The 24,195-nt window shown below is 70.5% G+C and carries 22 protein-coding genes; 3 read left to right on the top strand and 19 right to left on the bottom strand.

Annotated features, from left to right (window positions below; all coding sequences use genetic code 11):
- Positions 1–3: 3 nt before the first annotated feature.
- From rpoZ to pyrR, 11 genes are all read right to left on the bottom strand, one after another.
- Positions 4–267: a DNA-directed RNA polymerase subunit omega gene (rpoZ, locus tag ACQRWP_RS06245; protein ID WP_030335666.1), complete on the bottom strand. Its 264-nt coding sequence runs from the start codon at positions 265–267 to the stop codon at positions 4–6.
- A gap of 64 nt (positions 268–331) precedes the next feature.
- Positions 332–865: a guanylate kinase gene (locus ACQRWP_RS06240; RefSeq protein WP_430501207.1), complete on the bottom strand. Its 534-nt coding sequence runs from the start codon at positions 863–865 to the stop codon at positions 332–334.
- 25 nt (positions 866–890) lie between these two features.
- Complete coding sequence (gene mihF / locus ACQRWP_RS06235) at positions 891–1,208, bottom strand: integration host factor, actinobacterial type (RefSeq protein WP_030335662.1); 318 nt, start codon at positions 1,206–1,208, stop codon at positions 891–893.
- Between the two features lie 178 nt (positions 1,209–1,386).
- Positions 1,387–2,223 (bottom strand): orotidine-5'-phosphate decarboxylase, encoded by an 837-nt coding sequence (gene pyrF / locus ACQRWP_RS06230; RefSeq protein WP_430501206.1) that lies wholly within the window; start codon positions 2,221–2,223, stop codon positions 1,387–1,389.
- Between the two features lie 73 nt (positions 2,224–2,296).
- Entirely contained in the window at positions 2,297–3,571 is a 1,275-nt protein-coding gene (locus ACQRWP_RS06225) for an adenosylmethionine--8-amino-7-oxononanoate transaminase (RefSeq protein ID WP_430501205.1), read from the bottom strand.
- A 265-nt stretch (positions 3,572–3,836) separates the two neighbouring features.
- Positions 3,837–4,883, bottom strand: coding sequence for a quinone-dependent dihydroorotate dehydrogenase (locus tag ACQRWP_RS06220; RefSeq protein WP_430501204.1), 1,047 nt, complete (start codon positions 4,881–4,883; stop codon positions 3,837–3,839).
- Positions 4,880–8,227 carry a carbamoyl-phosphate synthase large subunit gene (gene carB / locus ACQRWP_RS06215; RefSeq protein WP_430501203.1) on the bottom strand — a complete coding sequence of 1,116 codons (3,348 nt, stop codon included), beginning with the start codon at positions 8,225–8,227 and terminating at the stop codon, positions 4,880–4,882. The genes ACQRWP_RS06220 and carB overlap by 4 nt, the downstream gene beginning before the upstream one ends.
- Positions 8,220–9,383 carry a glutamine-hydrolyzing carbamoyl-phosphate synthase small subunit gene (gene carA / locus ACQRWP_RS06210; RefSeq protein WP_430501202.1) on the bottom strand — a complete coding sequence of 388 codons (1,164 nt, stop codon included), beginning with the start codon at positions 9,381–9,383 and terminating at the stop codon, positions 8,220–8,222. Before carA ends, carB begins: the two co-directional genes overlap by 8 nt.
- Positions 9,383–10,660 carry a dihydroorotase gene (locus ACQRWP_RS06205; protein ID WP_430501201.1) on the bottom strand — a complete coding sequence of 426 codons (1,278 nt, stop codon included), beginning with the start codon at positions 10,658–10,660 and terminating at the stop codon, positions 9,383–9,385. The genes carA and ACQRWP_RS06205 overlap by 1 nt, the downstream gene beginning before the upstream one ends.
- A complete protein-coding gene (locus ACQRWP_RS06200) occupies positions 10,657–11,583 on the bottom strand; it encodes an aspartate carbamoyltransferase catalytic subunit (RefSeq protein ID WP_091401900.1) in 927 nt (308 codons plus the stop codon). The genes ACQRWP_RS06205 and ACQRWP_RS06200 overlap by 4 nt, the downstream gene beginning before the upstream one ends.
- Positions 11,580–12,164, bottom strand: a complete 585-nt coding sequence (gene pyrR / locus ACQRWP_RS06195) for a bifunctional pyr operon transcriptional regulator/uracil phosphoribosyltransferase PyrR (RefSeq protein WP_238671606.1) — start codon at positions 12,162–12,164, stop codon at positions 11,580–11,582. The genes ACQRWP_RS06200 and pyrR overlap by 4 nt, the downstream gene beginning before the upstream one ends.
- A 288-nt stretch (positions 12,165–12,452) precedes the next feature.
- Here pyrR and ACQRWP_RS06190 point away from each other — a divergent pair, with 288 nt between their 5' ends.
- The gene (locus tag ACQRWP_RS06190) at positions 12,453–12,941 is read left to right on the top strand and encodes a transcriptional regulator BldD (RefSeq protein WP_007458348.1); all 489 of its coding nucleotides are present in this window, start codon (positions 12,453–12,455) and stop codon (positions 12,939–12,941) included.
- A gap of 90 nt (positions 12,942–13,031) precedes the next feature.
- On the opposite strand, the gene nusB is transcribed toward ACQRWP_RS06190, so the two are convergent.
- The 5 genes from nusB to ACQRWP_RS06165 all read right to left on the bottom strand — a co-directional run bounded on the left by nusB (position 13,032) and on the right by ACQRWP_RS06165 (position 16,632).
- Positions 13,032–13,442: a transcription antitermination factor NusB gene (gene nusB / locus ACQRWP_RS06185; protein WP_184188983.1), complete on the bottom strand. Its 411-nt coding sequence runs from the start codon at positions 13,440–13,442 to the stop codon at positions 13,032–13,034.
- A 23-nt stretch (positions 13,443–13,465) separates the two neighbouring features.
- Entirely contained in the window at positions 13,466–14,023 is a 558-nt protein-coding gene (efp, locus tag ACQRWP_RS06180; protein ID WP_007458344.1) for an elongation factor P, read from the bottom strand.
- Between the two features lie 98 nt (positions 14,024–14,121).
- Entirely contained in the window at positions 14,122–14,547 is a 426-nt protein-coding gene (aroQ, locus tag ACQRWP_RS06175) for a type II 3-dehydroquinate dehydratase (protein WP_430501200.1), read from the bottom strand.
- Positions 14,544–15,623: a 3-dehydroquinate synthase gene (aroB, locus tag ACQRWP_RS06170; protein WP_430501199.1), complete on the bottom strand. Its 1,080-nt coding sequence runs from the start codon at positions 15,621–15,623 to the stop codon at positions 14,544–14,546. Before aroB ends, aroQ begins: the two co-directional genes overlap by 4 nt.
- A 10-nt stretch (positions 15,624–15,633) precedes the next feature.
- Entirely contained in the window at positions 15,634–16,632 is a 999-nt protein-coding gene (locus ACQRWP_RS06165) for a helix-turn-helix transcriptional regulator (RefSeq protein WP_430501198.1), read from the bottom strand.
- A gap of 79 nt (positions 16,633–16,711) precedes the next feature.
- Between ACQRWP_RS06165 and ACQRWP_RS06160 the strand changes: the two genes are divergently transcribed.
- Positions 16,712–17,440: an alpha/beta fold hydrolase gene (locus tag ACQRWP_RS06160; RefSeq protein ID WP_430501197.1), complete on the top strand. Its 729-nt coding sequence runs from the start codon at positions 16,712–16,714 to the stop codon at positions 17,438–17,440.
- Between the two features lie 103 nt (positions 17,441–17,543).
- Here the strand turns inward: ACQRWP_RS06160 and ACQRWP_RS06155 are convergent, their stop codons facing one another.
- Both ACQRWP_RS06155 and aroC read right to left on the bottom strand, forming a co-directional pair.
- The gene (locus tag ACQRWP_RS06155) at positions 17,544–18,047 is read right to left on the bottom strand and encodes a shikimate kinase (protein WP_203122141.1); all 504 of its coding nucleotides are present in this window, start codon (positions 18,045–18,047) and stop codon (positions 17,544–17,546) included.
- Positions 18,047–19,225, bottom strand: coding sequence for a chorismate synthase (gene aroC, locus ACQRWP_RS06150; protein ID WP_430501196.1), 1,179 nt, complete (start codon positions 19,223–19,225; stop codon positions 18,047–18,049). Before aroC ends, ACQRWP_RS06155 begins: the two co-directional genes overlap by 1 nt.
- A gap of 347 nt (positions 19,226–19,572) precedes the next feature.
- Here aroC and ACQRWP_RS06145 point away from each other — a divergent pair, with 347 nt between their 5' ends.
- Complete coding sequence (locus ACQRWP_RS06145; protein WP_430501195.1) at positions 19,573–22,827, top strand: RHS repeat-associated core domain-containing protein; 3,255 nt, start codon at positions 19,573–19,575, stop codon at positions 22,825–22,827.
- Positions 22,828–23,510: 683 nt separating this feature from the next.
- Here the strand turns inward: ACQRWP_RS06145 and ACQRWP_RS06140 are convergent.
- Entirely contained in the window at positions 23,511–24,167 is a 657-nt protein-coding gene (locus ACQRWP_RS06140; protein ID WP_430501194.1) for a class I SAM-dependent methyltransferase, read from the bottom strand.
- Positions 24,168–24,195: the final 28 nt, after the last annotated feature.

Below are 24,195 nucleotides of genomic sequence, written 5' to 3'. Positions count from 1 at the left end.
GGCTTACGGCTGGTCGGTCGGCTCGGCGGTGAGCAGGCCCGAGTTGATCTCGCGCATGGCGATCGAGAGGGGCTTCTCCTGCGGAGTGGTCTCGACGAGCGGGCCGACGTACTCCAGCAGACCCTCACCGAGCTGGCTGTAGTAGGCGTTGACCTGGCGCGCGCGCTTGGCGGCGAAGATGACCAGCGCGTACTTCGACGTCGTCTTCTCGAGGAGCTCGTCGATCGGCGGGTTGGTGATGCCTTCGGGGTTGGCGATGGATCCCACGAATTAACCTCTGCGTCTTTCGAGCCGCGCGGACGCGGTGCTGAGTCTCAACGGCGGCCGACCGTCAGCCACGCACGCGCGACCAGGCCGGATCCGGATAAGAAGAACCGAGTAAGCCTACCAGCTCCTCGACCACCCGTTCGGTGTGGTCGTGGGTCAGCGCGTGCTCGACGGTGGCGGCCACCGTGGCGTCGGGCGCGTACCCGGGTGGGCTCAGCAACACCAGCCGGGCATCGGGCAGTCGCGCCCGGACCAGTGGGACGCCGCGCAGGTCGAGCGGGAGCAGCACCGGCTGCCCGGCGTCGAGCCGGGACCGCAGCGGCGGGTACGGGGTGCCCCGGCGGTGCGAACCGATCCGGGACCACTCCAGCAGCTCGCCGTCGACGATCCGCCGATCGAACTCGGCGGGGGCGAGGAAGACGCGGTCCACCCCGTCGATCTCCGACTCCCGGCGCGGCCTGGTGGTTGCCGCGACCGGGATCCACACGGACGGAGAACGCGCCCGGACGAGCTCGACGACACTCTCCCTGCCGGAACCCGAAGGTCCAGCCAGGACAGTGAGCCGAGCCGCCGGGCGCGCCTCGTCATCCGTGCTCACTGCTTGTTTCTACACGCTGCCAGGTTCAGTTGGCGGCGAACTCTCCAAGCAGTGCCTTGCGCTGCTGCTCGCCGAGGCCACGCAGGCGACGGCTGTCGGCGATCTTGAGCTTCTCCATGATCTGGGTAGCCCGGATCTTGCCGATGCCCGGCATGGCCTGCAGGACGGCCGACACCTTGAGCTTGCCAACGACGTCGTCGCTCTCGGCCCGCTCGAGGACGGCACCGAGGGTGGTCTTGCCCTGCTTGAGCTGCTCCTTCAGCTGAGCACGGGCCTTGCGGATCTCCGCGGCCTTCTCGAGCGCGGCAGCGCGTTGTTCGGGGGTCAGTGACGGGAGCGGCACCAGTTCTCCTCAGGTCCCTATCGCGGCGGGCGGGGCGCACCGCCGCATCTGTGAAACGTGGTGTCGCTGTGAACCAAGGGGTCCATGGTTCCCAGCGCGGGGAAAACTAGCGGCCAACGGAGCTTTCGGCAACGTGGGGGCCGCATGATCACCGTAGAGTGACCGACCCGTCAGTCAGTCACCGGGCAGGCAGAACGGCCCGGCAGTCGACCAACACGCGGTCCGCGGCGGCCCGCAGCGCGGCCACGTCAGGGCCTGCCGAGAGCACTTCCCGGGAGTACGACGGGAGCACCGAGGCGAGGCTCGAACCGAAGACGGTACGCAGATCGGCTGCGCCGGCACCCTGCGCGCCGAGCCCCGGAGCGAGCAGTGGGCCGCCCACACCGGAGAGGTCGTGACCGGTGTCACCGATGGTCGCGCCGACCACCAGACCGAAGCTCCCGAGCGGGGACGCACCCCTGTTGAGCTGGGAAATCTTGTCGATCACGGTTTGCGCCACGGTGCGGCCGTCGGCCGTGACGGCACGCTGCACGGCCGCGCCCTCGGGGTTGGAGGTGAGGGCCAGCACGAAAACCCCGCCGCCGTGCTCGGCGGCCAGCTCGAACATCGGCGCCAGCGAACCGACCCCGAGGTAGGGGCTCGCGGTGACCGCGTCGACATACACGGGGCTGGATGGATCAAGGTACGCGGCGGCGTACGCGCTCATCGTCGAGCCGATGTCGCCGCGCTTGACGTCGAGCAGAACGAGCGAGCCGGCATCTCGTAACTGTCGGATAGTTGACTCAAGAACCGCCACACCTCGGGACCCGAACCGCTCGAAAAAGGCCGACTGAGGCTTGACTACCGCAACCCGGTCACCGAGGGCTTCCACCACGGTCCGGCTGAACCGGTCGAGCCCCTGAACGTCGTCCGGGAGGCCCCACTGGGCCAGCAGACCGGGGTGCGGGTCGATGCCCACACAGAGTGGGCCCCGCTCGGTGATCGCCCGGTGCAGCCGGGTACCGAAGCTCTCCATCGGAGTGTTCCCCTCTTCTCGTCCGGGCGGCTGACCCGCCCGGGTAACCCGTCGACCCGGTGGCCGGGCCGACTCAGCCAGCCGCCACCGCCGCCGCCACCCCGGTCGCGATCCGGGCCAGGTCGACGTCGTCGGTGACGTACGGCGGCATCGTGTAGATCAGGTCGCGGAACGGACGCAGCCACACCCCCTGGGCGACCGCGGCCGCCGTCGCCGCGCCGAGGTCGACCTCGTGATCGAGCTGGACCACGCCGATCGCGCCGAGGACCCGTACGTCGGCCACGCCCGGCGTGCCGCGCAGCGGCTCCAGACCGGCACGCAGGCCGGCGCCGACCCTGGCGACCTGGCCGGCCCAGTCACCGGCCCGCAGCAGCCCGATCGAGGCGTTCGCCACCGCGCAGGCCAACGGGTTGCCCATGAACGTGGGCCCGTGCGCCAGCACGCCGGTCGCCGAGATGCCCCGGGCGACCTCCGCGGTGCACACTGTCGCCGCGAGGGTCAGGTACCCGCCGGTCAGCGCCTTGCCCACGCAGAGCACGTCCGGCGTCACCCCGGCGTGCTCGGCGGCGAACATCTCGCCGGTACGGCCGAACCCGGTGGCGATCTCGTCGAAGATCAGCAGGATCCCGTGCGCGCGGGTCACCTCGCGCAGCACCCGCAGGTAACCCGGGTGGTGAAAGCGCATCCCGCCGGCGCCCTGGACGACGGGCTCGACGATCACGGCGGCCAACTCGTCGGCGTGCCGCTCGACCGTCTCCACCAGCGCTGCCACGTACGCGTCGTCGGGCGGGTCGGTGAAGCCGCCCGGCGGCACCGGGGCGAACACCTGCCGGGGCAGCACGTCGCCCCACAGGTGGTGCATCCCGCCCTCCGGGTCGCAGACGCTCATCGGGTGGAACGTGTCACCGTGGTAGCCGCCCCGCCAGGTCGCCAGCCGGCGCCGCTGCGGCCGCCCGACGGCCCGCTGGTACTGCAGGCACATCTTCACCGCCACCTCGACGCTGACCGAGCCGGAGTCGGCCAGGAACACGTGCTCCAGGCCGTCCGGGGTCAGCTCGACCAGCGTCCGGGCCAGCTGCACCGCCGGCTCGTGGGTGAGCCCGCCGAACATCACGTGGCTCATCCGGCCGAGCTGGTCGGTCACCGCCGCGTCCAGTACCGGGTGCCGGTATCCGTGGATCGCCGCCCACCAGGACGACATCCCGTCCACCAACTCCCGCCCGTCGGCCAGGGTGAGCCGTACCCCCTCGGCGCTGCGCACCACGTACGGCGGGTTGGCCGGCGGCAGCGCGGCGTACGGGTGCCAGACGTGCGCCCGGTCAGCGGCCAGGATCTCCTCGGGTGTCACGCGTACTCCTCTGTCCGGCACGGACGTGCCGGGCCGTGGTGGTCAGGCGGCCGGGTCGGGCGGTTCCCTCTCCGCCTTTGCTCTGCTTCATCGGACGCAACGCCCAGTGTCCGGATATCGGACGCCGACCCGTGCGTGGGTTGAAGCAGAGCAAAGGTGACGCGAAGGGGGTGGGCACCCCGGCCTGGATCCGGCTCGGCCCAGAGCCGGCCCGGCGCGGTCCGGCTCGGCACTGAGGGCCGGGCCGGCACCGGGCCGGGGCCGATCACCGGCCGGCGACCGGATCCGGTGCCGCCGTTGCGGCCGCCGCGCGGGCGGCGGCCCGGACCAGGGCCGGTCCTCGGTAGATGAAGCCCGTGTAGAGCTGCACCAGGGCGGCGCCGGCATCGAACATCCGCGCCGCGTCGTCCGGGTCCAGCACCCCGCCGACGCCGATGATCGGCAGCCGGCCGCCGGTCTCGGAGTGGACGAAGGCGACCACGTCGCGGGCCCGCCCGGTGAGCGGCCGACCGGAGAGGCCACCGGCCTGCCCGCCACGCTCGACGTCGACGCCGGCCAGCCCGTCCCGGGACAGCGTGGTGTTGGTGGCGATCACCCCGGCGGCGCCCCGGGCCAGGCAGACCTCCAGCAGCTCGGCGATCGCCGCCTCGGTCAGGTCTGGTGCGATCTTGACCAGCACCGGCTTCTCCCCCACCAGCGCGCCGAGCAGCGCGTCCAGGTGGGCACGGTCCTGCAACGACCGCAGACCCGGGGTGTTCGGCGAGGACACGTTCACCGCGAAGTAGTCGCCGTGCCCGCGCAACGCCCGGTACGAGGCGAGGTAGTCCTCGACCGCCTCGTCCAGCGGGGTCACCTTGGACTTGCCCAGCGAGATGCCCAGCGGCACCCCGAGCGGGCGCGGCAGCGCCGCCAACCGGGCGGCCAGCGCGGCGGCCCCGGCGTTGTTGAAGCCCATCCGGTTGACCACCGCCTCGCTGGCCGGCAGCCGGAACAGCCGCGGCCGGGGGTTGCCCGGCTGGGCGTGCGCGGTGACCGTGCCGACCTCCACGAAACCGAAGCCGAGCGCCGGCCAGGCCGGCAACGCCGCGCCGTCCTTGTCCATACCCGCGGCCAACCCGACCGGGTTGGGGAACCGCACCCCGAACACAGTGCGCGGCGCGTCGACCGCGTAGCGGGCCCGCAGCGCGGCGAGCGCGGCCGGCCGCCGCGACAGGGCCGCCAACCGCCGCAGCGTCCACTCGTGCGCCGCCTCGGCGTCCCCGCCACCGAGCCGGAACAACCACGGCCGTACCGCCTGCTCGAACAGGGTCACCGGGCCGCCCGCAGGATGGCGTGCAGGTCCTGCAGCGGGCGGACCTGCATGTCGCCGCGGATCCGCGCCTCGATGCCCATCACCGCCGCGGCGGCGCCGGGGACCGTGGTGATGCAGGGGATGTCCGCGGTGACGGCCGCGCTGCGGATCTCGTAGCCGTCGGAGCGGGCGCTGGCACCCGAGCCCTGCGGCGTGTTGATCACCAGCGCCACGTGGCCGCCGCCGATCAGCGACACCGCGTCGTCTCCCGCACCGGCCTGGTAGTGCTTACGGATCTGCTCACAGGCGATGCCGTGCCGGCGCAGCACCTCGGCAGTGCCCGCGGTGGCGACGATCTCGAAGCCCAGATCGGCCAGCCGCTTGATCGGGAAGATCATGCCGCGCTTGTCCCGGTTGGCCACCGAGACGAAGATCTTCCCGGCAGTCGGCAGCGACCCGTACGCGGCCGACTGGCTCTTGGCGAAGGCGTGCCCGAAGTTGGTGTCGATGCCCATCACCTCGCCGGTCGACTTCATCTCCGGCCCGAGCAGCGAGTCGATCCCCTTGCCCGCGCGGGTCCGGAAACGCTTGAACGGCAGCACCGCCTCCTTGACCGCGACCGGCGCGTCGGCGGGCATCGTGCCCCCGTCCCCCGTCGCCGGCAGCAGACCCTCGGCGCGCAGCTCGGCGATGCTCGCACCGAGCGCGATCCGGGCCGCCGCCTTGGCCAGCGGCACCGCCGTGGCCTTGGAGACGAACGGGACGGTCCGCGACGCGCGCGGGTTGGCCTCCAGCACGTAGAGCACGTCGTCCTTGAGGGCGTACTGCACGTTGAGCAGGCCACGGACCCCGACGCCACGCGCGATGGCCTCGGTGTAGCGGCGGACCTCGACCAGGTGCGAGCCCGCGAGGGTGATCGGCGGGAGCGCGCAGGACGAGTCGCCGGAGTGGATGCCCGCCTCCTCGATGTGCTCCATCACGCCACCGATGTAGACCTCGCCGTCGGCGTCGCACAGCGCGTCCACGTCGATCTCGATGGCGTCGTCGAGGAACCGGTCCACCAGCACCGGGTGGTCCGGGGAGATGTCGGTGGCCCGGCCGATGTAGTCGCGCAGCGTCGGGTCGTCGTAGACGATCTCCATGCCCCGCCCGCCCAGCACGTACGACGGCCGGACCAGCACCGGGTAGCCGATCTCGTCGGCGATCGTCTTGGCCTCGTCGTACGAGGTGGCCATGCCGTGCGCCGGCGCGCGCAGTCCGGCGCGGGCCAGCACCGCGCCGAACGCGCCGCGCTCCTCGGCCAGGTGGATCGACTCCGGGGAGGTGCCGACGATCGGCACACCGGCGTTCTTGAGCCGCTGCGCCAGCCCCAGCGGAGTCTGCCCGCCGAGCTGGACGACCACCCCGACCACACCCGGCCCGCCGGCTGCCCGGCCGGACGAGTCCTCGGCGTGCCAGACCTCCAGGACGTCCTCGAAGGTCAACGGCTCGAAGTAGAGCCGGTCGGCGGTGTCGTAGTCGGTGGAGACCGTCTCCGGGTTGCAGTTGACCATGACGGTCTCGTAACCGGCCGACCGCAACGCCTGGACGGCGTGCACACAGGAGTAGTCGAACTCGATGCCCTGCCCGATCCGGTTCGGGCCGGAGCCCAGGATCAGCACCTTCGGCCGGTCCGACGGCACGACCTCGGTCTCCAGGTCGTACGTCGAGTAGTGGTACGGCGTGGTCGCCTCGAACTCGGCCGCGCAGGTGTCCACTGTCTTGTAGACCGGACGCACGTCGAGGCGGTGCCGCAGGGTCCGGACGCCGTCCTCGGCGGCCAGCTCCGGGCGCAGCGCGGCGAGCTGCCGGTCGGACAGACCGGCCCGCTTGGCGCGGCGCAGCAGCTCGGCGTCGAGCACCGGCGCGTCGACGATCTCGCCGCGCAGCTCGATCAGCGCGGCGATCTGGTCCAGGAACCACGGGTCGATCCCGCCGGACGCCTCGGCCACCTCCGCGATCGACGCCCCGAGGCGCAGCGCCCGCTCCACCGTGTACAGCCGGCCGTCGTGCGGGATCCGCAGCGCGGCGAGGGTGTCCGCCAGGGTGACGCCCGCCGGGTCCGGCACACTCCAGAAACCGGCCGACTTGGTTTCCATCGAGCGCATCGCCTTGTTCAGCGCCTCGGTGAAGTTGCGCCCGAGGCTCATCGCCTCGCCCACCGACTTCATCGTGGTGGTCAGCTCCGGGTCCGCGCCGGGGAACTTCTCGAACGCGAACCGGGGGATCTTCACCACCACGTAGTCGAGGGTCGGCTCGAACGCCGCCGGGGTCTTCAGGGTGATGTCGTTGGGGATCTCGTCGAGGGTGTAGCCGATGGCCAGCTTCGCGGCGATCTTCGCGATCGGGAAGCCGGTCGCCTTGGAGGCCAGCGCCGAGGACCGCGACACCCGGGGGTTCATCTCGATCACGACGATCCGGCCGTCGACCGGGTTGACCGCGAACTGGATGTTGCAGCCGCCGGTGTCCACCCCGACCTCGCGCAGCACGGCGATGCCCAGGTCACGCAGGCGCTGGTACTCCCGGTCGGTGAGCGTCATGGCCGGGGCCACTGTGACGCTGTCGCCGGTGTGCACACCCATCGGGTCGATGTTCTCGATCGAGCAGACCACCACCACGTTGTCGTGCCGGTCGCGCATCAGCTCGAGCTCGTACTCCTTCCAGCCGAGCACGCTCTCCTCGATGAGCACCTCGTGCACCGGGCTGGCGGACAGGCCGTCACCGGCGATGCGGGCCAGGTCCTCCGGGGTGTGCGCCATGCCGGAGCCCAGGCCACCCATTGTGAACGACGGCCGGATCACCACCGGCAGGCCCAGCTCGGCGACGGTCGCCTCGACCTCGTCCATCGAGTGGCAGACCCGCGAGCGGGGCACCAGCCCGGTCGGGTCGTCGACACCCAGCCGTACGCCGGCCTTCGCCACGATCTCCTTGAACAGCTGCCGGTCCTCGCCGCGGTTGATGGCGTCGATGTTCGCGCCGATCAGCTCCACGCCGTACTTCTCCAGGACGCCGGCCTCGTGCAGGGCGACGGCCGTGTTCAGCGCGGTCTGCCCACCGAGGGTCGCGAGGATCGCGTCCGGGCGCTCCTTGGCGATGACCAGCTCCACGAACTCCGGGGTGATCGGCTCGACGTAGGTCGCGTCGGCGAACTCCGGGTCCGTCATGATCGTCGCCGGGTTGGAGTTGACCAGGCTGACCCGGATCCCCTCGCTGCGCAGCACCCGGCACGCCTGGGTGCCGGAGTAGTCGAACTCGCAGGCCTGTCCGATGACGATCGGCCCGGAGCCGATCACGAGGATGTGCTTGAGATCGGTCCGCTTAGGCATTGCTGCGCCCCTTGCTGTGGGTCCGGCCCTCGATGAGATCAGCGAATCGGTCGAAGAGGTAGTCCGCGTCGTGCGGGCCGGCCGCCGCCTCCGGGTGGTACTGGACGGTGAACGCGGGCAGGTCCACGGCCCGCAGCCCCTCGACCACGTTGTCATTGAGGCAGACGTGCGACACCCGTACGCCACCGAAGTCGGTGTCGATCACCTGGTCGGGGACGACCGCGCCGTCGCCCGAGCCGGGGACCTGCACGGCGAAGCCGTGGTTGTGGCTGGTCACCTCGACCTTGCCGGTGACCCGGTCGAGCACCGGCTGGTTGATCCCCCGGTGGCCGTAACCCAGCTTGTAGGTGCCGAAGCCGAGCGCCCGACCGAGGATCTGGCTGCCGAAGCAGATGCCGAACAGCGGCACCTCCCGCCGCAGCGCCTCCCGTGCCAGCGCCACCGGGGCGTCGGCGGTGGCCGGGTCGCCCGGGCCGGGCGACAGGAAGATCGCGTCGGCGCCGGTGGCGAGCATCTGGTCGATGCTCGAAGACGCCGGCAGCACGTGGGTGGTCACCCCTCGGGTGGCCAGCCGACGCGGCACGTTGCGCTTGATGCCCAGGTCCAGGGCGGCCACTGTGAACCGGTGCTCGCCCAGGGCCTCGACGACGTACGGCTCGGCGGTGCTCACCTCGGCGGACAGGTCAGCGCCGACCATCTGCGGCGCCTGGCGGACCCGGGTCAGCAGGCTCTGCGGGTCGTTGTCGATGCTGGAGATGCCCACCCGCATGGCGCCCCGCTCGCGCAGGTGCCGGGTCAGCGCCCGGGTGTCCACCCCGCTGATGCCCACCACGCCCTCGGTGGCGAGGCGGTCCTCAAGGCCACCGGTGGCCCGCCAGTTCGAGCCGATCCGGGCCGGGTCGCGCACCACGTAGCCGGCCACCCAGATGCGACCGGACTCGTCGTCCTCGCCGTTGACGCCGGTGTTGCCGATGTGCGGCGCGGTCTGCACCACCACCTGACGGTGGTAGGACGGGTCGGTCAGGGTCTCCTGGTAACCGGTCATGCCGGTGTTGAAGACCGCCTCGCCGAAGGTCTCTCCGACGCTGCCGTACGCCTCGCCGGGGAACGTGCGCCCGTCCTCCAGGACCAGGATTGCGGGTCTGCGCTTGACCATTACTTGACTGCCTTTCCGTCCAGGACCGTCGGCTCGCCACGCAGGAAGGTCGCCACGATGCGACCTGGCAGCGTCATGCGGGCGTACGGGGTGTTGCGACTGCGACTGGCCAACTCCGCCGGCTCGATGGTGCGGCGGGCGGCCGGGTCGATCAGGGTCAGGTTGGCCGGCACACCCGGCGCGGGGTCGACGCCGTGCCCGGTGAGGCCGGCGATCCGTGCGGGGGTGCGCGACATCCGCTCGGCGATCAGGTCCCACTCGGGGCCGAGCACGTCCAGCGCGATGGAGAGGGCCGTCTCCAGACCGAGCATCCCCGGCCGGGCGTACGCCCATTCGCACTCCTTGTCCTCCACCGCGTGCGGGGCGTGGTCGGTGGCGATCACGTCGATCACCCCGTCGGCGAGGGCGGCACGCAGCGCGGCGATGTCCGCGGCGGTGCGCAGCGGCGGGTTCACCTTGAAGACCGGGTCGTAGGTTTCCGCCCGTTCGTCGGTGAGCAGCAGGTGGTGCGGGGTCACCTCGGCGGTCACGCGTACCCCGCGTGACTTTGCCTGGCGCAGCACCTCGACGCTGCCGGCGGTGGAGACGTGGCAGACGTGCAGTCGGCTGCCCACGTGCTCGGCGAGCAGCACGTCCCGGGCGATGATCGCCTCCTCGGCGACCGCCGGCCAGCCGATCAGGCCGAGCCGGGTCGAGACCTCGCCCTCGTGCATCTGGGCGCCCTCGGTGAGCCGGGGCTCCTCGGCGTGCTGGGCGATGATCCCGTCGAACGCCTTGACGTACTCCAGGGCTCGGCGCATCAGCTTCGGGTCGGCGACGCAGTGCCCGTCGTCGGAGAAGATCCGCACCCGGGCCGCCGAGTCGGCCATCGCGCCCAGCTCGGCCAGCCGCTCGCCGGCCAGCCCGACGGTGACAGCGCCGATCGGCTGCACGTCGACCAGGCCGGCCTCCCGGCCGAGCCGCCAGACCTGCTCGACCACGCCGGCGGTGTCCGCCACCGGGGAGGTGTTGGCCATCGCGCAGACCGCCGTGTAGCCGCCCAGCGCCGCCGCCCGGGAACCGGACTCGACGGTCTCGGCGTCCTCCCGACCGGGTTCACGCAGGTGGGTGTGTAGGTCGACGAGGCCGGGCAGGGCGACCAGGCCGGTGCCGTCGACGACTGTGGCGTCCGGTGCGGTAAGGCCGGGACCGACCTCGGCGATCACGCCGTCGCGGATCAGCAGGTCGGTCGGCGCGGCGCCGACGACACTCACGCTGGTGATCAGGTACGCGGTCACCGGTTGTTCCCTCCGAGCAGCAGGTAAAGGACAGCCATCCGTACGGAGACCCCGTTGGTGACCTGTTCGACGATGGTGGAGCGGGGTGAGTCGGCGACCTCGGGGGTGATCTCCATCCCCCGGTTCATCGGGCCGGGGTGCATGACGATCGCGTGCTCGGGCAGCCGGCGCATCCGCGGGCCGTCCAGCCCGTAGCGGCGGGCGTACTCGCGCGCGGAGGGGAAGTAGGAGTCGTTCATCCGCTCCCGCTGCACGCGCAGCATCATCACCACGTCGACGTTCGGCAGGACGGAGTCGAGGTCGTAGGAGACGTCGGTGCCGGGCGCGAGGGCGCCCGCGATGTCGACCGGGATGAGGGTCGGCGGGCCGACCAGGGTGACCTTGGCGCCGAGGGTGGAAAGCAGCAGCACGTTGGAGCGGGCCACCCGGGAGTGCAGCACGTCCCCGACCACCGCTACCGACAGGCCGGCGAGCCGGCCCAGCCGGGCCCGCATGGTGTACGCGTCCAGCAGCGCCTGGGTGGGGTGCTCGTGGGTGCCGTCGCCGGCGTTGACCACCGACCCGTCCACCCAGTTGGCCAGGCGGTGCGGCGCTCCGGAGGCGGGGTGTCGGATGACCACGGCGTCCGCGCCCATGGCCTGCAGGGTCAACGCGGTGTCCTTCAGGCTCTCACCCTTGGTGACGCTGGACCCCTTCGCGGAAAAGTTGATCACGTCGGCGCTGAGCCGCTTCGCCGCCGCCTCGAAGGAGATCCGGGTACGCGTGGAGTCCTCGTAGAAGAGGTTCACCACGGTCCGTCCGCGCAGCGCGGGAAGCTTCTTGATCTCCCGGCCGGCGACGGTGGCCATCTCGGCGGCGGTGTCCAGGATCTCGGTGGCGGTGTCGGCGTCCAGGTCCCCGCCGGAGAGCAAGTGTTTGATCATGAGGCAGTTCCCCCGTAGAGCTTGACCTCGTCCGTCCCGTCGATCTCGGCGAGCGTCACCTTGACGCTCTCGGCGAGCGAGGTCGGGATGTTCTTGCCGACGTAGTCGGCGCGGATCGGCAACTCCCGGTGGCCCCGGTCGACCAGGACGGCGAGCTGCACCGAGGCCGGGCGGCCCACGTCGTTGAGCGCGTCGAGCGCGGCCCGGACGGTGCGGCCGGAGAAGAGCACGTCGTCGACCAGGATGACCCGTTTGCCGTCGATCCCGCCGGGCGGCAGCTCGGTCGGACCCACCGCGCGGGTGGCGTGCCGTCGGAGGTCGTCGCGGTACAGGGTGATGTCGAGCACACCGACCGGAACGGCGACATCCTCGAAGGTGCTGATCCGGTCGGCGAGCCGCCGGGCGAGGGGGGTGCCCCGGGTGGGAATCCCGAGCAGCACCGTGTTGGCGGCGCCCTGGGTCTTCTCCAGGATCTGGTGGGCGATGCGGTCGACCACGCGTTGCACGTCGGCGCTGGCGAGGATCACCTTCACCGAGGGTTGTCGCGGTGGTGACGAACGGGCAGCCGGTGGGTATGCCACGGCGGACCTCCTTCCCCGCCTCACGGGACGGGTCGTTAAAGGATGTCGGGCACCTCCGGCCGGACCGCTCAGCAGACCTGGGCCGGGGCTTCCGCCACGTTACCAGTGGTCACCGGGGTGATGGACGGCGGCCGCTGACCACCGGGTCAGGCGCCGGAAAAGGGGAAAACTCCCCGGACGCTCCGCAACGGTAGGGGCACGACCACTTGACCACGTGTCGCATTCCCCGTACCGTCACGCTCCGTAGCGATCGACGGGAGAACCCCGAGCAGCACTGGGAGTGTCCGAATGCCCTCTGAATACGCCAAGTCTCTGGGCGCCCGCCTGCGCTCCATCCGCCAGCAGCAGGGTCTCTCCCTGCAGGGTGTGGAGGAGAAGTCGAACGGGCGGTGGAAGGCCGTGGTGGTCGGCTCGTACGAGCGTGGCGACCGGGCCGTGACGGTGTCCCGTCTGGCCGAGTTGGCCGAGTTCTACCGCGTACCCGTCTCGGAGTTGCTGCCTGACGGCAGTGGCGTCCGTCACGAGCCCACCAGCAAGATTGTCCTGGACCTGGAGCGGCTCTACGACGAGGCCTCCGAGGACCTGGCCTACGTCGCCCGCTACGCCCGCGCCATCCAGCAGCAGCGCGGCGACTACAACGGCCGGGTGCTCTCCATCCGCGCCGACGACCTGCGGGCGCTCGCGATCGTCTACGACGCCTCACCGTCGGGGCTGATCGAGCGGCTCACCGAGCACGGCGTGCTGGTGGCCGACCCCCGGGCGTTCTTCGCCTCCTGATCTGCCGCTCCACCTGATCTGCCGCTTCACCGAAAGGGCCCGTGCCAGTCGGCACGGGCCCTTTCGGATTGCGGTGTTCGGTGCGGACGCTCAGCGGGTGGCGTACTCGGCGATCCGGCCGAGCACCCCGTTGAGGAAGCGCGGCGAATCGTCGGTCGACATCTGCCGGGCCAACTCCACCGCCTCGCTGATCGCCACCGCGTCGTCGATCTCATCGACGTAGAGCAACTCGTAGACGGCGATCCGGGCGAGATTACGGTCGACGACCGGCATCCGCTCCAGCGTCCAACCCTCGGCGTAGCTGGCGATCAGCTCGTCGATCCGGTTGAGATGCTCGGCAACCCCCTCGACCAGGCCCACCGCGTAGCCGAGATGCTCCGGTCGGGGCTGCTCGATCCGCTGCACGTAGCCGGCGAGCACCTCCACCGGAGGCTTGTCCCGCAGGTCGGCCTCGTAGAGGACATCCAGCGCCCGCTTGCGCGCCTTGCGGCGCGCCGGCATCTGCTGCTTGGAACCCTCAGCCATCAGGCGCGGCCGAGGTAACGGCCGTCGCGGGTGTCGACCTTGATCTTCTCGCCGGTGGTGATGAACAGCGGAACCGGCACCGTGGCGCCGGTCTCCACGGTCGCCGGCTTGGTGCCGCCGGTCGAACGGTCGCCCTGCAGGCCCGGCTCGGTGTAGGTGACCTCCAGCACGACGCTGGTGGGCAGCTCGATGTAGAGCGGAACACCCTCGTGCTGGGCGACGGTCGCCTCCGCCTCGGGCAGCAGGTAGTTGGCTGCCTCACCGACGGTGCCACCGGGCACGGTGATCTGGTCGAAGGTCTCCAGATCCATGAAGACGAAGTCCTCGCCGTCGGCGTACAGGTACTGCATCGTGCGCTTGTCAACGGTCGCGGTTTCGACCTTGGTGCCCGCGTTGAAGGTCTTGTCGACCACCTTCCCGGACAGCACGTTCTTCAGCGTGGTGCGCACGAAGGCACCACCCTTACCGGGCTTGACGTGCTGGAACTCGACGACGGCCCAGAGCTCGCCGTCCAGGTTGAGTACCAGGCCGTTTTTGAGGTCGTTGGTGGAGGCCATTTCCTGCCTTGATCATCAATTGGCGGACAGACCTGGCAAGTCTACAAGCTGCGTCGAATCGGACGGCCCCCCGTTCGGAGCGCCCTATCGACGGGCCCTCAACGGGTGGCCAGATGGTGCAGAGCGAGACGATAGCCGTCGATGCCCAGACCGCAGATCACTCCGGTCGCCACCGCCGAGACCACCGAGTGGTGGCGGAACTCCTCACGGGTGTGGATGTTGGTGATGTGCACCTCCACCAGCGGCCCCCGCAGCATGGCGCAGGCGTCCCGCACCGCGTACGAGTAGTGCGACCAGGCAGCCGGGTTGAGCACCACGGCGGCAGCCTCGTCAGCGGCGGTGTACAGCCAACCGAGCAGTTCGTGCTCGGCGTCGGTCTGCCGGACCGTCACGTCCAACCCCAACTGCTTGCCGGTGTGCTCGCAGACCGCCACCAGGTCGGCGTAGGTGGTCGCGCCGTACACGTCGGGCTCGCGGGTGCCCAGCCGGCCCAGGTTCGGCCCGTTCAACACGTAGACCTTCACGGGCTCGCCACCTCCCGATAGGCGGCCTCCAGCAACCCGTCGTCCGGGCCCTCCAACATCGCCGGGCGGGCCAACCCGTCGAGCACCACGAAGCGCAGCCGAATGCCCCGGGCCTTCTTGTCCACCCGCATCGCGGCCAACAGCTGCGGCCAGGCGTCGACCGGGTAGCTCACCGGCAGGCCCAGCGCGCTCAACGTGACCCGGTGCCGGTCGGCGGTCGGAGCGTCCAGCCGGCCGGCGAGCCGGGCCAGCGTGGCCGCGTACACCAGACCGACGGCGACGGCGTGGCCGTGCCGCCAGCGGTAGCCCTCGTTCTGCTCGATGGCGTGGGCCAGGGTGTGACCGTAGTTGAGCACCTCCCGCAGGCCCGACTCGCGCAGGTCGCCGGCGACCACGTCGGCCTTGACCCGGATGGCCCGTTCGATCAGCTCCCGGCTCACCGGCCCCCGGGGGTCGGTGGCGGCCTCCGGATCATTCTCGATGAGGTCCAGGATCGTCGGGTCGGCGATGAAACCGCACTTGACGACCTCGGCCAATCCGGCCGCCAGGTCGACCGCCGGCAGGCTGTCCAGAGTGGCCAGGTCGGCCAACACCCCGACCGGCGGGTGGAACGCGCCCACCAGGTTCTTGCCGGCGGCCGTGTTGATGCCCGTCTTGCCGCCCACCGCGGCGTCGACCATGCCCAGCAGCGAGGTCGCCACCGGCACCCAGCGCACTCCCCGCAACCAGCAGGCCGCGACGAAGCCGGCCAGGTCGGTAACCGCGCCGCCGCCCACCCCGACCACCGCGTCGGTACGGGTGAAGCCGGCCGCTCCGAGCCGGTCCCAGCAGGCGGCGGCCACCTCGATGTGCTTGCCCGACTCGGCGTCGGGCACCTCGATCGGCAGTGGCTCGACGCCGGCGGCGCGCAGGCGCTCACCGAGCGCGTCCGCGAGGGACTTGAGCGGAGGCGCGTGCAGCACCGCCACCCGGGTCGCGCCGGGCAGCAGGCCAGGCAGCGCGCCCAGCAGGTCACGTCCCACCAAGACGTCGTACGGCCGCTCGCCGCCGACCGGAATCCGGGTCACCTCGTCCATCGCCGGCAGCCTAGTCCAGCGGGCGGCGCGGCGAGGGCGGCTGTCCACCTGCTGGCCGAGCGGCCCAGTCCGCCAACCGGCGGGCGTGTTCGGCCACCGCGGCGCGCAGCGCGTCCGGGTGCCGCACGGTGAACGGACAGCCCAGCCCGGCGAGCAGCGCCGCCATACCCGGCAGGCTCTCCGCTCGGGCCCGCAGCAGCACCCCGTCGGTGGTGGCGGTCAACTCGGCCACGCTCGGGGGGATGCGGCGGCGGGCGGCGACCAGGTCGGTCTCCAGCACGACCTCCACCTCGTGCGTGTACGGCACGCCGGCCAGCGACCGGGTCACCCACGCCACCGCCTCGAAGCCGTCCGGCACGGTGAACGTCGCCACGCCGGGCGTCACCGCGCCGATCCGGTCCAGTCGGAAGGTGCGGATCTCCCCGCGCCGGTGGTCGTGGCCGGTGACATACCAACGGCCGGCGTGGAAGACCAGCCCGTACGGGTCGAGCTCGCGGTGTGACTGCTCGCCCCGCCAGGAGCGGTAGCCCAGCGCCACCCGCTGCCGGTGTCGGGTGGCCGAGGCCAGCGCGAGCAGGGTGCCCGACGCCGGTCCGCGCTCCGGCTCCGGGCGACGCAGGGTGAACCCCAGGTGCTCCTGGACGGCGGCGAGCCGGTCGCCGAGCGTCGCCGGCAGCACCCGGCGGATCTTCGCCAGCGCGGTGGCGGTGGCGGGCTGCTCGGTGGCGAGCCCGACCCGTTCGGCGACGACGAGGCCGAGCAGCACGGCCACCGCCTCGTCGTCGGTGAGCATCAGCGGAGGCAGCTTGTAACCGGAGTGCAGCCGGTAGCCGCCGTAGCGGCCCCGGTCGGCGGTGACGGGGATGCCCAGCTCGACCAGCGTGGTCGCGTACCGGCGCACGGTGCGCTCGTCCACGCCGAGGTGGCCGGCGAGTTCGGCGGCCGTCGAACGGTGCCGGGTCTGCAGCAGTTCGAGCAGGGCCAGCACCCGTCCCGCGGGATGTGACACGGGCCACTCCTTCAAACCGGGCGGATCCTGTCCGGAATCGATCGTACGGTCTGTCGGTAACCGAGAGAAGGAGCCACAGATGGCGACATTCGTGCTGGTGCCGGGATTCTGGCTGGGTGCCTGGGCGTGGCGGGACGTGACCGTCGCGCTGCGGTCGCAGGGGCACGAGGTCTATCCGATGACGCTGACCGGGGTGGCCGAACGCGACCACCTCGCCGGGCCGGAGGTCAGCCTGGACACGCACACCACCGACATCGTCCGGCTGATCGAGGTCGAGGACCTGCGCGACGTACTGCTGGTCGGGCACTCCGGCGCGGGGATGCCGGCCGCCCAGGCGGCGGACCGCGTCCCGGACCGGATCGCCCGGATCGTCTATGTGGAGAGTGGGCCGTTGCCGGACGGCACTGCGCAGTTCGACACGGTGCCGCCGGAGGAGCAGCAGCGGCTGCGGGCCGCGATCGGCAATGGGCACCTGCTGCCGCCGCCGGCCTGGGACCCGGCCGCCGACCCGACCAACCTGGCCGGCCTGGACGAACCGACGCTCGCGCTGCTGCGCACCCGGGCCACCCCGCAGCCGCTGCGGGCCGCCACCGACCCGGTCCGACGCACCGGTGGGCGCCCGGTGCCGACCGCGCTGGTCGCCAGCACCTTCCCGCTCAGCGTGGTGCAGCAGATGATCCGGGAGGAGCATCCGTTCTTCACCGGCCTGGCCGACGGCCCGCTGCATGAGCTGCCCACCGGGCACTGGCCGATGCTCAGCGAGCCGAAGGCTCTGGCCGACGTCCTCGACCTGATCGCCCGCAGCTGAGGACCACCCCGCTGCGCCGATCTTGCAGTTTCCGGTTGCCGAGATGCGGGGAATGCCCCCTACGTCGAGGCAGCGACTGCAAGATCGGCGGGGCGGGGCGACGTCAGCGCGGGAGCAGGGCGGCGATCTCGGCGACGACCTGCGCCGGGGCCCGGCCGTCGGTGACCACCGTCTCGGTGGCCACCTCGGCGTAGAGCGGCCGGCGCTGGTCCATCAGGTGCTTGAGGGTGGCCCGTGGGTTGATCGCCAGCAGCGGCCGGCCGGCGCCGAGCCCGACCCGCCGCACCGCGTCGGGCAGCTCGACCGAGAGGTGCACCACCCGGTGCCCGATCAGGGCCGCCCGGGTCTCCTCGGCCAGCACCGCGCCGCCGCCCAGGGCGAGCACGCCCGTGCCGCCGGCAAGCGCCGCAGCCACGGCGGCCCGTTCCAAGGTACGGAAGTGCGCCTCACCCTCGTCGATGAAGATCTCCGGGATCGGCTTCCCGGCCATCTGCTCGATGTCGGTGTCGGTGTCGCGGAACTCCACTCCGAGGGTGGCGGCGAGCGCCCGCCCGACGGTGGTCTTGCCGCAGCCGGGCGCGCCGACCAGCACGACGACCGGTGCCATCAGCGGATGACCAGCGCGTCGAGGTACCCGGCCAGGTTGCGGCGGATCTCGGCGATCGAGTCTCCGCCGAACTTCTCGGTGGCCGCCTCGGCCAGCACCAGCGCCACCATCGCCTCGGCGACCACCGCCGCGGCGGGCACCGCGCAGACGTCGGAGCGCTGGTTGATCGCGGTGGCCGGCTCACCGGTGGTGACGTCCACGGTGGCCAGCGCCCGGTTCAGCGAGGAGATCGGCTTCATCGCGGCGCGGACCCGTAGCGGCTCGCCGGTGGTGATGCCACCCTCCAGCCCGCCGGCCCGGTCGGTGACCCGGCGGACGCCGGTGGCCGACGGGATGATCTCGTCGTGCGCCTCCGAGCCGCGGGACCGGGCCTGCTGCCAGCCGTCGCCGATCTCCACGCCCTTGATCGCCTGAATGGACATCAGCGCGGTGGCCAGCCGGGCGTCGAGCTTGCGGTCCCACTGCACGTGGCTGCCCAACCCCGGTGGCACCCCGTACGCCAGCACCTCGACCACACCGCCGAGGGTGTCGGCGGCCTTCTTCGCGGCATCGACCTCGGCGACCATCAGGGCGCTGGCCTCCGGGTCGAGGCAGCGCAGCGGGTCGGCGTCGATCCGGGCCGTGTCGGACGGAGTGGGACGCAGCCCGGGCTTCGCGGCCACCGGGCCCAGCTCGACGACGTGCGAGACGATCTCGATGCCGAGCGCCTGACGGATCAGCGCCTTGGCGACCGTGCCGACGGCCACCCGGGCTGCGGTCTCCCGTGCGCTGGCGCGTTCCAGGATCGGCCGGGCGTCGGTGTGGCCGTACTTCTGCATGCCGGCCAGGTCCGCGTGGCCCGGCCGGGGTCGGGTCAGCGGGGCGTTGCGGGCCTGCCGGGCCAGCTCGTCGGGGTCGACCGGGTCGGCGGCCATCACGGTCTGCCACTTCGGCCACTCGGAGTTGCCGACCCGGATCGCCACCGGGCTGCCCAGGGTCACGCCGTGTCGCAGGCCGCCGAGCAGCTCGACCTCGTCCCGCTCGAACGCCATCCGGGCACCCCGGCCGTAGCCCAGCCGTCGACGGGCCAGCTCGTCGGCGATCTCGGTGGTGGTCACCTCGATACCGGCCGGCACCCCCTCCAACATCGCGACGAGGGCGGGACCATGCGATTCACCTGCAGTCAACCAGCGCAACACAGCGATCAGTCTGTCACGGCCGGTGGCCGGCCCGCCGCACCGCCCGCCGCGTCCCGCCCTGCGGACGCGAAGCTCTTTTCAAACAAAGTGGATCTGCTCTTGTCTCTATTGAGCCATGCCAATAAGTTGTTCAACAGCAAGTAACGGCGGCCGCACGGGGAGTTTGGTCGTCCACCTTGCCCGCCGTCCATGAGGGTGCCCGCGCGTCGGCCCCTCATCTCTTTGTCCGCTCCCAATTCCCGCCCGGCCCCCGGTCTGGCGGCGAACCTACCTGCGCGTTTCACGAAGGTGTGGCTCGGCTCGATGTTCGGCGGGACCTGCCCGTCGAATGACCATAGGGAGAGTATGTGAGATCTACCGCGGTACGTATGGGGGTGGCGTTGGCGGTCACCGCCTCGTCAGTGCTGGTAGCAGTGCCGACGCAAGCGGCTCCGGCCGCCGCGACGTCGGCTCGGACCGCAGTCGCGCCGGTGGTGTCGCCGCGCTCCGGCTCGAACGTGTGGTTGTTCAAGGCGGGGGCCACTCCGGCCGCCGCGGCGGCGGCGCCGTCGGTGCCGAAGGGCACCGGCCCGGTCCGCAACGGCACCTTCCTCGACTTCTCGCTGACCGACCGCCTCCAGGCAAAGGTCAACGTCGGCTCCGGCAACCTGGTGCTGACCAGCACCGAACTGACCCTGCCGGGCATCGCCGAGAACGTCACGCTGGGCGCCTCGTTCAACAGTCTCCTGCTCGGCAGCGGCATCGCCAACGGTGCCCACGGGCCGGGGTGGCGGACCCGGTCCGGCATCGACGTCCGGGTGTTCCCCGCCGACGACGGCTCGGTGACCTACGCGGCGGCCGACGGCGTGGTCGGAAAGTTCACCGCCTCCGGCTCCGCCTACACCTCGCCGGGCGAGTTCAAGGCCAAGCTGGCCAAGAACGGCACCGGGTGGATCCTCACCGAGAACGACAGCGGCAAGGAGCTGTTCTTCACCTCCGACGGTCTGCTGGACAAGACCGAGGACCGCAACGGCAACGTCGTGGACTTCGCCTACAGCAGCGGCAAGATGACGACAGTGACGTCCAACCGGGGCGTCGGGTCGGTGCGGTCGGCCGCGGTCACCTACACCGGCGACCGACTGACCCGTTACCGGCACACCGGCAGCGACGGCAACTGGCGGGACGTGTCCTACGAGTACGACTCCGCCAACCGGCTGAAGACCATCCAGAGCGCCACCTGGCGCAAGGTGCAGTTCGAGTACAACTCGGCCGGTGACCTGACGAAGATCGTGATGGAGGACAACACCTTCGCCACCATCACCTACGACGGTCAGCACCGGGTCACGTCGTTCACGCAGGTGACGGACAACGCCACCATGCAGGGCGCGACCACGCGCCTGGCGTACACCAGCTCGACGGTGACCGACGTCGCGGACCCGCGCCAGGACCTCTCCCAGCCGGTCACCTCGGTGCCGCACACCACCTACACGGTGAACTCCGAGAAGCGGATCACCAAGGTCACCGACCCGGCGGGCAACAGCCGCAGCAAGACGTACACACCGTTCAGTGACGTCGCGACAAGCGTCTCGGCCGAGGGCGGCACCAGCACCAACACGTACGGCGCCAACGGTGGTCAGTCCCAGACGAAATCGGAGGCCCCCACCGGCGCCAGCGGATCGGCCGCCTACGCCAACACGCCGACGTCGACCAACCCGACCGCGAACTTCCAGCCGTCGTCGTCGATCAACGCGCAGGGCAACAGTTCGACGTACACCTACAACGGTGCCGGCAACAAAACGTCCAGCAAGGACGCCCTGGCCGCCGAGGCGAAGGTCGACTACAACAGCGACGGCACGCTCAAGTCGTCCACCGACCCGGGCAACGGCACCAACGCCACCACCTACTCGTACGACTCGAACAAGCAGCTCACCACGCTGACCCCGCCCACCGGCAACAGCCTGTCGGCGAAGACCTTCACCTACGACAGTTACGGCCGGCTGCGCACCGAGGTCAACGGCGGCTGCACCACCACCTACGAGTACAGCCTCGAGGACCGGTTGATGAAGACCAGCTACTCCGGCTGTGCCGCCACGACCGCGGTCACCTACGAGTACGGCGGCTCCGGCAACCTGCTCATCCGCACCGACGCCACCGGCACCACCACCTACGAGTACGACCAGCTCAACCGGCTGCACAAGCGCAACCCGCCCACCGGGCCGCAGCAGATCTACCGGCACGACACGGCGGGCAACCTGGACGAGCTGGTCGACGGCCGGGGCACCACGAAGTACTACTACAACACGCGCAACTGGCTCGTCCGCATGGACACCGCCGGAGGCACCCGCTACAACTTCGAGTACGACAAGGACGGCAATCGCACCAACACGTGGTTCGCCGCCAGCGCCACCAACAGCACCTGGGCGCTGAAGACCACCACCACGTACGACAAGTCCGACCGGCCGCTGCGCATCACCGCCACCCGCAACTCGGCGAGCCCGGCGACCGTCTTCGACGTGACCTACTGCCACGCGAAGTACGTCTCCGGCCAGGCATGCTCGACGGCAAAGGCCGACGACACCGGGCTGCGTCAGTGGCAGAAGAACGAGATCAACGGGCAGATCACCCAGTACACCTACGACAAGGGTGACCGGCTCACCAAGGCCGCCAACCACAACGGCAAGACCTACGACTACACGTACAACACGAACGGCAACCGCGAGACGGTCAAGGTCGACGGCACCACGACCCAGACCCTGGCCTACAACAGCGCCAACCAGGTCACCACCACCAACAACACCTACGACACCCGGGGCAACCAGACGAAGACCAGCGTCCCGGCCGTCAGCGGCATCGGCTACAACGCCGCCAAGCAGATGACCACCGCCACCACCAGCGGCACCACCACCTACGGCTACGCCGGCACCGATCAGGTGGAGTTGGCTCAGGCGGGCGGCATCAGCCTCACGTACGGCCGCGACGACCAGCACGGCATGCCCTGGCTGCAGTCGTGGAAGAACGGCGCCAACGCCAATGTCTACGTGGAACGTGACGGGCTCGGTACCCCGCTCGGCGTGCGCATCGGCACCACCGATCACGCGTACGTCCTGGACGGGCTCGGCTCTGTCGTCGCGCTGGTGAAGGCGGACGGTTCCGCCTCGGCCAGCTACACCTATGACCCGTACGGCAACGCGCTCACGGCGTCCGAGACGGGCCTGGGGCAGACCAACCTCATCCGCTACGCCAGCGGCACGTACGACTCGGCGACGAAGTTCACGAAGTTCGGGCAGCGGTGGTACAACTCGGACCAGGGCCGCTTCACCCAGCAGGACAACCTGAGCTTCATTGGGAACCCGCGCAACGGCAACCGCTACGCTTATGCCGGCAACAGCCCAATTAACTACATCGATCCCACCGGCATGGATGACGAGGATCCCTTCCTCGATGCAATCGACGTGGGAGGAAAGTTTGGTGGAGCCGGCGTTCTCATAGGCGGCGGAGTGGGTTGCGCCATCGGCGCTCTCGCCGCCGGTATCGGATGCCTGGCCGGCGGCGCCTTCGGCGGCATCTTCCTCGGGTTCTTTGGGTTCTTTTTCGGCGTAGGATATGCACTAGGTTCCGATTAGGAGGTCTAATGTTGCGACGTCGGCCGTCGGCAAAAGCATTCGGGGTTCTGGTGATCCTGTTTGCATTACTCTTCATCGCCGCCGGGTATCTGAGCGGAGCCGTTGGCCTAGGGCAGGTGGGAGCGCTGGCCGTCATGGCCGGCATCGGACTGGTGGCTCTTCCGACGTTACTGATCGTAGCCCCACAGATATCTAGGAGATCGGACCGATAGTCCCAACGGGGTGGAAGAGGGGCAAGCGCAGTGCCCTTCTTCCACCCCTACGCCGGATGCGATTCGCCAATTGGATCGACCCACTGTCCAGAGCATCTGCCCTCGACCATCAGGCAGCGGTCTACGCCCTCTACGCGGTGGCTTTCAATGCCCTCTCGGCGCACGGAGGGATTTGACCCTCAGTGCAGCGTCTTCCGCGTTCCGGCCATGCCGCCGGACGAACCAACGAGGCTCGCATGCAGGATTTTCCTAGGATCGACTCTCAAACTGGTTAGCGTCGGGCTGGTGTGCAGCACCCGTGCGTTTCGACGTAGTCGAGCAGGCGGACACTGTACACATCGGCGCATTCGCCCCGCGGCCGTACTGCTCGTGCAAGTAGCAGCTTCCCCCGGCGGAAATGACGACAACGCCTGCTGAACGGTAAGACAAGCCGGGCTGCCCGTCCCGATACCGTCGGGCAGGCCCATCCGCTCAGCGGTTCCGAATCGCGATGATCGATTTCGTCAGGCCCGCTAGACGCTCATTACGAATGGTTGCGTCAGGGAACAGGTACTTGAGTTCGGCGCGACCAATCAGTTCGGTAGTCAGGACCTGCCTCATGGCCGCCTCGTACGACTTGCCGGGGTTGTACGCCAGCGGCCACCGGCGCGCCATCACCACTCGTGCCGACACCGGCAGGAACTGCATCCCCGGGGCCACCCAGTGTGGCTCGACCGGGAAGTACCGGTACGGGGTCTGCACCCAGTACGCGCGCCCCAGCTCACGGACCGCGTCGGCCATCCGCTGACGGCGCTCGTGGCCACCGACGTGTTCGAGGACGCTGTTGCTGAAGACGAGGTCGTACTTGCGGCTGAGGATGCTCTTGGGCAGTTCGCAGGCGTCGGCGTGGTCGGCCTCGGCCCACTCGGGCAGTTCCGTGGGCAGCGGCTCCAGGTTGACCACGTGCACGTGGGCCGGCCGGACGGGGACGCGCGCCCAACTGTCCACCCGACCGCCCAGGTCCAGGACGGTCATGTCGGCCAGGTCCGGGAAGGTGTCCGACAGCCAGGCCGCGCGCCGCGCACGCCGTTTCGCGCCGAGCGAGGTCGGCGAGTCGACGAGACGGAACCTGAGCGAGTGAAGTCCCATGAATGGTTGTCCTTTGATCAGCTGTTGG

This window comes from Micromonospora trifolii, from assembly GCF_050516465.1.
Classification (GTDB): Bacteria; Actinomycetota; Actinomycetes; order Mycobacteriales; family Micromonosporaceae; genus Micromonospora; species Micromonospora trifolii.
This window is presented reverse-complemented; position numbering and strand designations above follow the sequence as displayed.